Here is an 11,762-nt window from a genome sequence, read left to right on the forward strand (position 1 = left end):
ACGACGCACATGCGAAGGGGGCCGCCGTGGCGGCCCCCTTCGGCACGTCCTAGGCCTTGCCGCCGCCCTTCTCCGTAGGGTCGAAGCTGCCCGGGTCGATGAGCGGGTAGACGTCGAACTCCAGGTGCGAGGCGACCGGGCTGGCGTAGAGCACGGACATCAGCTCCTCGTGCGAGCCGACGTCGTAGATGTTCAGGCCCGCAGAGGCGCCCACCAGGATCCACCTGTTCCTGAGGATCCCCTTGTCCACCAGGTCCTTCGTGTACTTGAACCCCTCGGCCAGCCGCACGTTGAACTCGTCCGCGCTGATCCCGATGGGTGCTTTCTTGGCGATGACAGCAAATAGAGCCATCTGTTTCTCCTTAGGGTGGCTTGTCGCTTGGCGTGGTCCGTGAGCGGCAGGGCCCGGCCGTCTTGGTGGTCGCGCCGGGTCATCGAGTCGTGAGCGCGCCGCCGTTGACGTTGATGACCTGGGCCGTGATGTGCCGGGCGGCCGGGGAGGCCAGAAAGACGACGGCCCCCGCGATGTCCTCGGGATAGCCCGCGCGCCCGTTCATCGTCTCGGCGACCCGGGCGTCGTGGAACTGCTGGTTCGTCCGGTCGCGGAAGAACTCGGTGTCGGCGATGTAGCCGGGTGCGACCACGTTGGAGGTGATGTCGCGGGGTCCGAGCTGCCGTGCCAGGAAGATGTTCCAGGAGTTCATCGCGGCCTTGGCGGCCCCGTAGGAGCCCGCGCCCCGGTCGGCCGCGAAGGAGCCGATGTGGACGACCGCGCCGCCCGGCGCGAGCTGCTTGTCGAGGGCGGCCGTCGTCAGCACGGCGCTGAGCAGGTTGCCCTCCAGGTTCGACCGCCAGCCGGCGGCCATGGCGCGCAGGTCATCCGGCTTCGGCCCCGCCTGCCCGCCCAGCCCCACGGCGCCGAGAGGTCCCCCGCCCCCGCCGGGCGGGGCGTCGAACTCCCGGTTGCCCCCGGCGTTGTTGACCAGCACGTCCACCGTCGCCGGCAGCCCGTCGCGCAACGCCTCGATCTGGTCGGGGTCGGTGGCGTCGCAGACGATGGTGCTCACACCGTCGCCCAGCCGCGAGCGCGCCTCGCTCAGGACGGACTCGCGCCGTCCGGTGATGTAGACGCGAGCACCCTCGGCGGCGAACATCGAGGCCACGGCATAGCCGATCCCGGTGCCGCCGCCTGTGACAACAACCGTCCGTGTCATATCGGGAATCTCCATTCGATCGCAGGTCTGGTCGGAGTTGGTGGGGTGGCCATGCGCGGACGCCGGCGCGTCAGGCGGACGAGGCGTTACGCGCGAACCGGGCCCGGGCGAGCGCGCCGACGACCGTGACAGGAAGGGTCACCAGCGCCGCTATCCCGAAGAGCAGGGCGAAGTCGCCGGCTGCCGCGAGCCCGCCGACGGCGGCCGTGCTCAGGGCCGCGCCGGTGAAGACCGCGGAGGCCACCACGGACGCCGCGGTCCCCCGCACCTCCGGTGGCGACGCCTCGATCGTCCAGGCCTGGACCGTCGACTGCGCCACGGCGAGCGCCATCCCGGACAGGAGGCTGGCCGCCAGGATCCCGGCGACCGTCTGGCTGAGCGCCGGGATCAGGTAGCCGAGGAACAGCAGGGCGCAGCCGCCGCCGAACAAGGCCGCGGCGGACGCGCGGGTGTCGAGCGTCCGCACGATCAGCCCGCCCCCAACGGCCCCCACCCCGTACGCGCCGGTGACGATCCCGGCGATCGCCACGCTGTTCCCGTGCACCTGCAGCGCCGAGCTGAAGAAGTTGTAGAACCCCACCATCGCCGCCCCCTCGAAGAAGGCGAAGAGCGTGAGGAAGCGGAACCATCCGCTGCGGAACACCTGGCCGAGCCGGTTCAGCGCGACCGGGCGGCTCGCCTGCGGGGTGAGCGTCTCCGGGAGCTTCTTGTACAGCACCGCGAGGACCGCCGCCATCAGCGAGACGAGCAAGATGGCGGCCCGCCAGTTCACCAGGTCGGCGAGCACGCCGGCGCTGACCGTGCCGGCGCCGACGCCGATCGCGGAGATGGACATCAGGCCCGCCATCGCCCGCTGACGGCGCTCGGGCGCCACCCGGTCGCCCACGTAGGCCACCGTCACCGGAACCAGCGCGGCGGCGAACGCCCCGGCGAACGCGCGGCCGAGGATCAGCACGCCCACGCTGGGGGCCAGCGCCGCCAGCAGGTTGCCCAGGCACAGGCCCACGAGACCGACCCGCATCACCCGCACCCGCCCGGCCGCGTCGGAGATGAGCCCGTAGATGGGCTGCATGATGCCGAACAGCAGAAGGTACGCGGTGAGCGCGAGCGTGACGGTGCCGAGGCCGGCCTGGAAATGGGCGGCCACCGGAACCAGCAGCGGGGTGATCAGGATCAGGTCGACGTCGATGACGAACCAACCGGCGTACGGGAGGGCCAGACCGTTGTTCTTCTCGAGCGTTTGCTGAGACATCACATTCCTCACTCGGGCCGGGCCGGTTTCGACTTCGGCATGCCATGGACCGTGGGCACCGTCACGTGGTCGCGCGCCTCCGTGAGTTCGTCGCCGAAATCACCGGCACGCGGCCCGGCGATTCCGGCGGAGAAACATCGGAACAAGCTTATGAAGTGAAGTGTGCGGACCGGGGAATCGGGGAGCAAGCGTGCGGGCGTGAACGGACGCGAAGACAGGGGTCACCACGACCGCCGCCACCCCGATAACCCCCTATTAACGGGAAAGGCGACCCCGGAAATCCACCGGGCACACCGCCGCGGCGGCACCCGGACGGTCTCGCCCGGAGGCGATAGAGCAACCATGAAGATGCGGCGCCTCACCGGCCGCACAACGATAGGCCTCACATACTGTTGGCTGATTTCAGGTATCCGAACGGCCCGCCGACGACGGGCGTGCGCATGAACACGTGGGAGCCGACGGAAAACGGGGGAGGTGTCTTGATGCCGACGCAGGACATCACGACAGCACCTGACACGAACTCGCTCACCCATTGCACGGCTTCGCCGCGGAGCGCTCTTCTGTCGCCGGTGGAGAATGACTCCGACGACTACGAGATAATGGCCGTCAGCTCATTGTCGCTGGGCGATTCGCCGCGCCTTTCCGGCGAGGACACCGAGCACACCCGCCTGCTCGCGGAGTCCGACGCCGACCTGCCGCCGATTCTCGTGCACCGGGACACCCTCCGTGTCATCGACGGGATGCACCGGCTCCGCGCAACCCTGCTGCGCGGCGAAGAGAAGATCAAGGTCCGGCTCTTCGACGGGGACGAGGAGGCGGCGTTCGTCATGGCCGTCGAGGCCAACACGGCGCACGGGCTCCCGCTCTCGCTGGCCGACCGCGAGGCGGCCGCCGCCCGCATCGTCGTCTCCCACCCGCAGTGGTCGGACCGGGCGATCGCGGCGGTCACCGGCCTGTCGGCGAAGACCGTCGACGGCATCCGCCGGGCGGCGGCGCCGGGCGTGCCCCAGTTGCACAGCCGCATAGGACGGGACGGCCGCGTCCGGCCGCTCACCAGTGCCGAGGGCCGGCGCCGGGCCTGCGAGCTGTTCACCCTCCGCCCGGACGCGTCGCTGCGCAAGGTGGCCGAGCAGGCCGGGATCTCGCTCGGCACCGCCCGGGACGTGCGCAACCGCATGCTGCGCGGCGACGACCCGATCCCGCCTCAGCAGCGCGCCCGGGACGAGCGTCGCGAGCCCGCGCCGGCCGAGCGCCGGCTGCGGCGGGTCGCCGAGGCCGGGCGGGCGGACCGGTCGAAGGATCCGGCCACGATCCTGCACCAGCTCCAGCGGGACCCCTCCGTACGGTTCACCGACTCCGGCCGCACACTGCTGCGCTGGCTCAACGAGCACACGGCGGGCGTTCGCGGCTGGGAGGACCTCAGCGGCCCGATGCCACCGCACTGCGCGTACCTGATCGCCGACCTGGCCTGCGCGGTCGCCGAGGAGTGGCTGGAGTTCGCCGAGCAGGTCCGCAGGCGTGCCGAGACGACGGCGTGAGGTAGCCCGCCGTCCGTCAACATCAGTGCTTCAGTGTGTGCACAATGAGCCCGCCGAAAAAATCCGCGGAAAAGTTCACCGGCTTTGTCGATCCCGCCGTCTCCGGTCGACGCGCCGGTAGAACCGACAGCAGCGGGTGCGGCCTTCCCGAACCCTCGCACGCACAAGGAGAACCACAATGCGCTACATGCTCCTGCTCAAGACCGCGGAGAACTCGGGCATGCCGCCCCAGGAGCTCATGGAGGCCATCGCCCGGTTCGGCGAGGAGACGGCCAAGGCCGGTGTGCTCCTCGACACCGGCGGCCTCGCCCCGACCGTCATGGGCACCCGGATCCGGCTCTCCTCCGGGAAGCTGACCGTGACCGACGGGCCCTTCACCGAGTCCAAGGAGATGATCGCCAGCTACGCGGTGCTGGAGGTGTCCTCCAAGGAGGAGGCGGTCGCGGTCGCTACCCGCTTCATGGAGCTGCACAAGGAGCACTGGGCGGGCTGGGAGGGCGAGTCTGAGGTCCGCCAGGTGTTCGGCGCCGACTCCGCTCCGGCATTCGGCGAATGACCCACCGGGCAGGAGGCTAGCCGGCGCCGGGAGCGGCCAGGTGCTCGAACTCGGGGTGGTGCCAGGGCAGCCGCACCGGCGCGGCCGGCACCTCCCCGGCGTACAGGCGCTCCAGCAGGCCGGCCAGCCCCCACGGCACGATGCGTTCCCGCGTGGTGCGAAGGTCGGGCAGCGTCCACCAGCGGTGCGCGCGGATGTCCTCACGCTCGTAGTCGGTGAACCCCGACGTGTCGGGCACGAACGTGTCCACCCGCAGGAAGAAGTACGACTCCACCGAGAAGTACAGCATGCCGTCCCAGCCGCCCAGCCAGTGCCCGGCCGTGGTGGCGACCACCGGGCCCAGCCGGTCGGGGCCCACGCGGTGGCCCGTCTCCTCCAGCAGCTCGCGTGCCGCCGCGGCCTCGACCGTCTCGCCGTCGTCCATGCCACCGCCCGGGGTGAACCAGGTGGTGTCGGCACTCTGGAACAGCAGCAGCCGGTCCTGCCGGTCGGCGGCCAGGACCCGGGCGGTGGGGCGCAGGATGGGCACGGTCACAACCAAGATCCTAGACACCGCCACCCGTCACTGCGATGGGATCACCTCGGCACCGCCCAGGTGGCCGGCGGGGAGATCGGTGCCCGCCAGGAGCCGCAGGAGAGCCTCAACGTACGGCTGGGCGGCGCCCCGATGGCGGCGGGCCGTCGCGACGCCGATGTGGCGGGACGGGCTCGGCGGCTCCAGGGGCACGGCGACCAGGTCGGGGGCGTCCGCGACGGCGATCTCCGGGATCAGCGCGATGCCGATGCCCGCGCCGACGAGCGACTGGGCGAACATGTAGTCGGTCGCGCTGCAGCAGATGCGCAGCTCGAACCCGGCCAGGGTGGCGTAGTCCCGCAGCAGGTCGGCGGTCTTCAGGCAGCCGAGCACCCAGCGCTCGCCGGCGAGCTCGGCCAGGTGCAGGCTCGTGCGGCCGGCGCGGGGATGGGCGCGGGGCAGGACGACACGGAGCGGATCGACCCCGAGCGGGGTCCAGTCCAGGGCGGACCGGTCGCCGGGACGGGCGGGCGGCGGGCCGTCGAAGTGGTACGCCAGGGCGATGTCGGCCCGCCCTTCCCGCAGGAGCGGCAGGCTCTCCTCCGGTTCGCGTTCCAGGATCGTCAGCTCCACCTGAGGATGGGCGGCGGTGAACCGGGCCAGGGGGGAGGGCAGCAGCCGCCGGCCTCCGCTCGCGAACGTCGCGACGGTGAAGCGGACGTCGTCCTGTACATGCCGGTCGATGCGTTCCTGCACGTCGGTGAGCTCCGCCGCGATGGCCACCGCCGTCTCCACCAGCATGCGGCCCGGTTCGGTGAGGGTCACTCCCCGGGTGCTGCGCTCCACCACCAGGACACCGAGGCGGCGCTCCAGCGCGGCGATCTGCTGCGAGACCGCCGAGGGGGTGAAGCCGAGCGCGGCGGCGGCACGGTTGAAGCTGCCGCATCGCGCGACCTCGCTCAGTACCCGAAGACGCTGGACATCGATCATTAGTTCTCCTGACGACCAGATAAGCCGATCACCACTACCGCTGATGACCTTAGCCAGGTCAGACTCTGGCCATGAACAGGGTGTGCGTCATCGGCGGCAGCCGGTACTTCGGTAGGCAAGTGATCGAGCGTCTGCGCGACGAGGGCGCGGCCGTCACCGTGATCAACCGCGGCTCCTCGCCGGCGCCGGAAGGGGTGGAGCACCTCACCGCCGACCGCGACGACGAGCGCGCGCTGCGCGCCGCCCTGGCGGACCGCGCCTTCGACACGGTGATCGACCAGGTCTGCTACACCCCGGTCCAGGCCGCCATGGCACGCCGGGTCTTCGCGGGCCGGACGCGGCGGTACGTCATGACCTCCACGATCGAGGTGTACTCCTCCCTCCACTACCCCGGCTCTCCTGACCTCTCCGGCGGCAAGCCGCTGCGCGAGGAGGCGATCGACCTCGCCACCCTGCCCGTGCGGATGGAGCTGCCCTGGCAGGACCCGGCCTTCGTCGAGGAGCACTACGGCGACGGCAAGCGCCAGGCCGAAGCGGTCTTCACCCGGGAGCCCGCGTTCGAGTTCGCGAGCGTCCGCGCCGGGCATGTGCTGGGCGGCCGGGACTTCACCGGGCGGCTCCACCACTACGTGAGCCGGATCCGAGAAGACGTTCCCATCGTGGTGCACCCTCAGCCCCACCCGTCCTCGTTCATCAACGATCGAGAGATCGCCGGCTTCCTGGTCTGGGCGGCGAGGTCCGGCTTCACCGGGCCGGTCAACGCCTGCTCCCACGGGCCGCTCGACGTCATGGACCTGTGCGACGCGCTCTCGGCCGCCGGCCTCGGCTCGGCGGGCTACACGACGGACGGAGACCCCTCGCCGTTCTCCTTCGGCCACGCCTACGGCATGGACAACGACCGCGCCGTCCGGCTGGGTTTCCCGTTCTCGCACACCGCGGACTGGCTGCCGCGCGCCATCTCAGAAGCCCTCGCATACGTCTGAGTCCCGATCCCCGGCGCGAGCCGGCCCGCCCCGGCCCGTGACTCCGCCGCCGCGCCCGGCTTGACGCGGGTGCGGCCGCGAAGTGGTTGTATCTGAGTCGTGGAGGCCTCCGTCGAGCAGCTGGTGTACGTCCGCGAGGACGAGTACACCGTCGCCCGCATGAGCGCCGACGGCACGCCCGGCTTCGTCGCCTCCGGGCGGGCCCTGGCCGGGGTGCAACCCGGCGAGACGCTCCGGCTCACCGGCGAGTGGGACGAGCATCCGCGCCATGGCAGGCGCCTGGTGGTCACGGCGTGCGAGCGGGTCGTCCCGTCCACGATCCGGGCCATCCAGATGTACCTGGGCTCCGGCCTCATCCGCGGCATCGGCCCGAGGCTCGCCCACGCGATCGTCGACCACTTCGGCGAGGCGAGCCTGACCGTGATCGACACCGAGCCGGGGAGGCTCACGGAGGTCCTCAACATCGGCCCCGTAAGGCAGGCGCAGATCGTCGAGGCATGGAAGGAGCAGAAGGCGATCGCCGCGCTCATGGTGGTCCTGCAGGGCTTCGGCATCAGCCCGCTGCTCGCGGCGAAGGTCTACCAGGTGTTCGGCGCCGACTCGGCCGACGTCCTCACCTCCGACCCGTACCGGCTCATCGGCCAGGTGAGAGGCATCGCGTTCACCACCGCCGACAAGATCGCGCTGCAGTCGGGCGTGCCCGAACGCAGCCCGCAGCGGATCAAGGCGGCGATCCTGGACCGGCTGGAGACCGCGGCCGGCGGCGCCGGTCACTGCTACCTGCCGCTGACCGCCCTGGTCGCGCAGACCGCGGACCTGACCGGCCAGGACGACGAGATCGTCCGGCAGATGGTCGATGCCCTCGCGGCCGAGCGCCGGGTGGTCGCCGAAGTCTCGCCCGCGGACCCCGCGCAGACCGTGGTGTACACCAAGGAGCAGCACAGCCGCGAGCTCCGGCTGACCGCCAACCTGGCGCGGCTCTGGCGGGCCCCCTCCACGCTCCCCATGCGGGCCTTCCAGGAGGACCCCGGGCTGAACGAGGACCAGCGTGCCGCCGTGACCACCGCGCTGACCTGCACCGTCTCCGTCCTCACCGGCGGGCCGGGCTGCGGTAAGAGCCACACCGTCAAGGTGATCGCCGCGACCGTGAAGGCGATGGGCGGCACGGTGACCCTGACCGCGCCCACAGGGAAGGCGGCCAAGCGCCTCTCGGAGCTCACCGGGCTGCCCGCGACGACCATCCACCGGATGCTGGCCCATCAGCCCGACCCCGACGCCGGCACGCTGTTCGAGCAGACGCCCGCACAGGCCGACCTGATCGTGGTCGACGAGGCGTCCATGCTCGACCTGCACCTGGCCACCCGGCTCACCTCGGCCATCCCGTCCGGCAGCCACCTGCTGCTCGTCGGCGACGCCGACCAGCTGCCGAGCATCGGCCCCGGCAGCGTGCTGTCCGACCTGCTGCGCGTCGAGGAGATCGCGCGGGTCCGGCTCACCCAGGTGTTCCGGCAGGCCGGGGACAGCGCCATCATCCGCGCCGCCCACCAGATCAAGGCAGGGCAGGTGCCGCCCACGCCGGGCGGCGGAGGCTTCTGGTTCGAGGAGCTCGACGATCCCGAGCAGGTCGCCAAGCGGGTCGTCCACCTGGCGACCGAGGCGATCCCGCGCAAGCAGAACGTGGCGGCGGACCAGGTGCAGGTTCTGTGCCCGATGCGTAAGGGCGCGGCGGGCACGGCGGCGCTCGGCCGCGTCATCCAGGAGCGCCGCAACCCGGCCGGCGACGGCAAGGCCGAACACTGGTCGGGCGACGCCGTCTTCCGCGTCGGCGATCGGGTCATGCCGATCCGCAACAACTACGACAAGGGCGTGTTCAACGGCGAGACCGGCACGATCACGGCGATCGACCAGGAGAACCGGCTCGTGGAGATCCTCATCGACGACGGCGATGCGGTGACCTACACCTTCGACCAGCTCGACGACCTGACCCACGCCTACGCGATCAGCGTGCACCGCTCCCAAGGCAGCGAGTACCCGTTCGTGGTCGCGCCGCTCGTCGCCGAGTTCGGCGGGGTCATGCTGCGCCGCAGGCTGCTCTACACCCTGGTCACCCGCGCCCGCTCGTGGGTCGTCCTGGTCGGCGCGCGCGACGCCCTGGAGATGGCGGTCCACCGGCTCGGCCACCCCCGCAACACCGGCCTCCCCCGCCGCCTCTCCCTCGCCCTCCAGGGCTAGACTGCCGGCGGGGCGAAGCCGGCCGAGACGTGTGGGCGGCCTCCCCGAATCGGACCATCGCGGTCGGCTCCTGCCTGCGGGACTCCGGGGCCTAATGTCGGGTTTCTGACTTATGCTGTCCGCGTGGAGATCCGCATGCTGGGACCGTTAGAGGTCGTGCAGGGCGGACGGATCCGGCCCCTGGGCCCGCCCAAGCAGCGGATCCTCATGTGCGTGCTGGTGCTGGCCGACCGGCGCCCCATCTCTCCGAACGTGCTGATCGATCGACTCTGGGGGACGACCCGCCGCCGGAGGCACTCGCCTCTCTGCAGGCATACATATCGAATCTGCGTCGCGCGCTCGAGCCGGACCGTAAACCACGCACGCCGAGCATGCTGGCCCTCGGTCCCGCCGGGTACCGGCTCGAGGTGAATGCCGACGACGTGGACGTCACCCGCTTCACCGGCCGCCGCTTTTGTCGGTGGAGCTGCGCCAGCTGGGTGGGGCCGTGGGGCGCCGTACGAGCGGGGCGGGGGCACTGGGGTGTCTGGAGGGTGACTTCGCGCTGTACGCGGTGGGTATGGTCCCGGACCCTGCGATGAAGCCGGGGGTGGATCGGGCGGTGGGTCAGGTGCTGGACGCCGTTGCGCCTTGGCGCGCGGTCCGGGACTACTTGAACTTCCGGGACACGTCTGACGACCCTGGCCGCTTCTTCGACCCGGAAACCCTCGAACGGCTGCGTACGGTGAAGACCACGTACGACCCTGCTGGGCTCTTTCGCTCCAATCATCCCGTCGCCGCAGACGCTTAGCAGGTCGAGGGCGCTGCGTTGTGCGGCGTGATCGGCTCTGTCTCATCCTCGCCGCGGGGGTCCGCCGCTCCCGCGCGCCTACCCGCGCGTACGTGATACCGCGAGCGGCAGCCCAAGGGGTGTCCGACGGCCGCGACCGGGCCGGTGCACGCCGACGTGCGGCCGCCTTGACACCACTGGCGAGGGCCAGGCGCCGGCCTCGCCCTGAACGCAAGAGGCCCGACCGGGCTCCCCCGGCCGGGCCCGGCTGGCTACTTCCCGCTATGTCAGCGGCGGCGTCAGGACGGCGACAGCCCGGTATCAGAGCGGTTGGCGATGGTGGATATCGAAAGAACACAGCACAAGGAGCACATGATGCAGAAGTTCGACACCCCCGCCCCGATCTCCGCCGTCCTTCACATCCCCGCGGGACGCGTCCAGTTCATCGCCGCCGACCGGGCCGACACCGCGGTCGAGGTCCGGCCCACGAACGCCTCAAAGAGCCACGACGTGAAGGCGGCCGAGCAGACCACGGTCGAATACGCCGACGGCGTCCTGCGGATCGAGACCTTGGTGAAGAACCAGTACCTCGGCCCGTCTGGATCCATCGAGGTGACGGTCAAGCTGCCCGCCGGTTCCCAGGTCGAGGCTAAGACGGCCAGCGCCGAACTCCGGACCGTCGGCCGCCTCGGCGACGTCGCCTTCGAAGGCGCGTACCGCCAGATCAAGCTCGACGAGACCGCAAGCCTCCGCCTCACCGCGACCGACGGCGACGTCGAGGTCGGCCGCCTGGGTGGCCCCGCGGAGATCAGCACCGCACGGGGCGACATCCGGATCGCCGAGGCCACCGGCGGCAAGGTCGTGCTCCGCACCCAGTCCGGCGACATCTCGATCGCCGCCGCCGCCGGAGTCTCGGCCGCCCTGGACGCCGGCACCACTCACGGCCGCATCACCAACGCCCTCAAGAACGACGGCACCGCCGAACTCGACATCCACGCCACCACCTCCAACGGCGACATCACCGCCCGCAGCCTGTGACCCGCAGCCTCCAGAGGGGCCAAGCCCGGTGACGACGAACGGCCCCGGTCCATCCATGTGGAGTGGGGTCGTTCCAGGCCCCCACTCGCCGGGTAGGACCGCCGCATTGCTGCGACGGTCCCCCCTCTGGACTGTTGCGGATCATGGATCGCGTATGGATCGCGCGGACCGTCATCCAGGGGCACCAAGCGTCGCAAGGCGGCAAGACCATTTAGCTTTACGACAGACAAAAGGCCAGGCCAGATCGTCTCTGGCCTGGCCTCTGGTAGTGCCCCCTGTAGGATTCGAACCTACGCACCCGGCTCCGGAGGCCGGTGCTCTATCCCCTGAGCTAAGGGGGCTCAACGAGTGGTAAGGCTACCAGCATCTGGAGGTCTTCCGTTACTCGGAAACGACTTCACGATCAGGCAAGTCGATCACGCCTTGCCGGCAACGCCCGTGCTGGCCCCGCCGCGACACCTCACGCCGCCAAACCCACCACCAGCCAAACCCGCCACCCATCGCCCCCAGCAGCCCCCCTCCCGCCCATGACCGCTCCGATCCCCCGCCCACCATCAGTCGAACCCGCATCCGCCGCCAGTAGGTCCACCACCCGCCCAGCCAACCCCACCCCGCCAACTCGCCACCGGACAGATCCACCCCCACCCCGCCAACTCGCCACCGGACAGATCCGCCA

At 70.8% G+C, this 11,762-nt stretch carries 11 protein-coding genes and 1 tRNA gene; 6 read left to right on the plus strand and 6 right to left on the minus strand.

All coding sequences use genetic code 11. The features are described from left to right. Nucleotides 1-49 precede the first annotated feature (49 nt). The 3 genes from MYF83_RS38870 to MYF83_RS38880 form a co-directional block, all read right to left on the minus strand. Nucleotides 50-352 (minus strand): muconolactone Delta-isomerase family protein, encoded by a 303-nt coding sequence (locus MYF83_RS38870; protein WP_248965819.1) that lies wholly within the window; start codon nucleotides 350-352, stop codon nucleotides 50-52. A gap of 79 nt (nucleotides 353-431) precedes the next feature. Then, nucleotides 432-1,214 (minus strand): SDR family NAD(P)-dependent oxidoreductase, encoded by a 783-nt coding sequence (locus tag MYF83_RS38875; protein ID WP_248965820.1) that lies wholly within the window; start codon nucleotides 1,212-1,214, stop codon nucleotides 432-434. Between the two features lie 70 nt (nucleotides 1,215-1,284). Further along, a complete protein-coding gene (locus MYF83_RS38880; RefSeq protein ID WP_248965821.1) occupies nucleotides 1,285-2,466 on the minus strand; it encodes an MFS transporter in 1,182 nt (393 codons plus the stop codon). 482 nt (nucleotides 2,467-2,948) lie between these two features. Between MYF83_RS38880 and MYF83_RS38885 the strand changes: the two genes are divergently transcribed. Together MYF83_RS38885 and MYF83_RS38890 are read left to right on the plus strand one after the other, a co-directional pair. Then, nucleotides 2,949-4,004 carry a ParB/RepB/Spo0J family partition protein gene (locus MYF83_RS38885; protein ID WP_248965822.1) on the plus strand — a complete coding sequence of 352 codons (1,056 nt, stop codon included), beginning with the start codon at nucleotides 2,949-2,951 and terminating at the stop codon, nucleotides 4,002-4,004. 178 nt (nucleotides 4,005-4,182) lie between these two features. Continuing rightward, the gene (locus MYF83_RS38890; protein WP_248965823.1) at nucleotides 4,183-4,560 is read left to right on the plus strand and encodes a YciI family protein; all 378 of its coding nucleotides are present in this window, start codon (nucleotides 4,183-4,185) and stop codon (nucleotides 4,558-4,560) included. 16 nt (nucleotides 4,561-4,576) lie between these two features. On the opposite strand, the gene MYF83_RS38895 is transcribed toward MYF83_RS38890, so the two are convergent. Together MYF83_RS38895 and MYF83_RS38900 are read right to left on the minus strand one after the other, a co-directional pair. Further along, nucleotides 4,577-5,095: an NUDIX hydrolase gene (locus MYF83_RS38895; RefSeq protein WP_248965824.1), complete on the minus strand. Its 519-nt coding sequence runs from the start codon at nucleotides 5,093-5,095 to the stop codon at nucleotides 4,577-4,579. 27 nt (nucleotides 5,096-5,122) lie between these two features. Next, complete coding sequence (locus MYF83_RS38900; protein WP_248965825.1) at nucleotides 5,123-6,064, minus strand: LysR family transcriptional regulator; 942 nt, start codon at nucleotides 6,062-6,064, stop codon at nucleotides 5,123-5,125. A 71-nt stretch (nucleotides 6,065-6,135) separates the two neighbouring features. Here MYF83_RS38900 and MYF83_RS38905 point away from each other — a divergent pair, with 71 nt between their 5' ends. From MYF83_RS38905 to MYF83_RS38915, 4 genes are all read left to right on the plus strand, one after another. Then, a complete protein-coding gene (locus MYF83_RS38905) occupies nucleotides 6,136-7,047 on the plus strand; it encodes an NAD-dependent epimerase/dehydratase family protein (protein ID WP_248965826.1) in 912 nt (303 codons plus the stop codon). A gap of 99 nt (nucleotides 7,048-7,146) precedes the next feature. Next, a complete protein-coding gene (gene recD2 / locus MYF83_RS38910; protein WP_308201573.1) occupies nucleotides 7,147-9,279 on the plus strand; it encodes an SF1B family DNA helicase RecD2 in 2,133 nt (710 codons plus the stop codon). A gap of 577 nt (nucleotides 9,280-9,856) precedes the next feature. Next, complete coding sequence (locus tag MYF83_RS44650) at nucleotides 9,857-10,069, plus strand: BBE domain-containing protein (RefSeq protein WP_372500372.1); 213 nt, start codon at nucleotides 9,857-9,859, stop codon at nucleotides 10,067-10,069. 354 nt (nucleotides 10,070-10,423) lie between these two features. Continuing rightward, nucleotides 10,424-11,086, plus strand: coding sequence for a DUF4097 family beta strand repeat-containing protein (locus MYF83_RS38915; RefSeq protein ID WP_248965829.1), 663 nt, complete (start codon nucleotides 10,424-10,426; stop codon nucleotides 11,084-11,086). 269 nt (nucleotides 11,087-11,355) lie between these two features. Here MYF83_RS38915 and MYF83_RS38920 read toward each other — a convergent pair. Continuing rightward, a tRNA-Arg gene (locus tag MYF83_RS38920) sits at nucleotides 11,356-11,427 on the minus strand. Nucleotides 11,428-11,762 lie beyond the last annotated feature (335 nt).

The sequence above is a fragment of the Sphaerisporangium perillae genome, assembly GCF_023276435.1.
GTDB classification, from domain to species: Bacteria; Actinomycetota; Actinomycetes; order Streptosporangiales; family Streptosporangiaceae; genus Sphaerisporangium; species Sphaerisporangium perillae.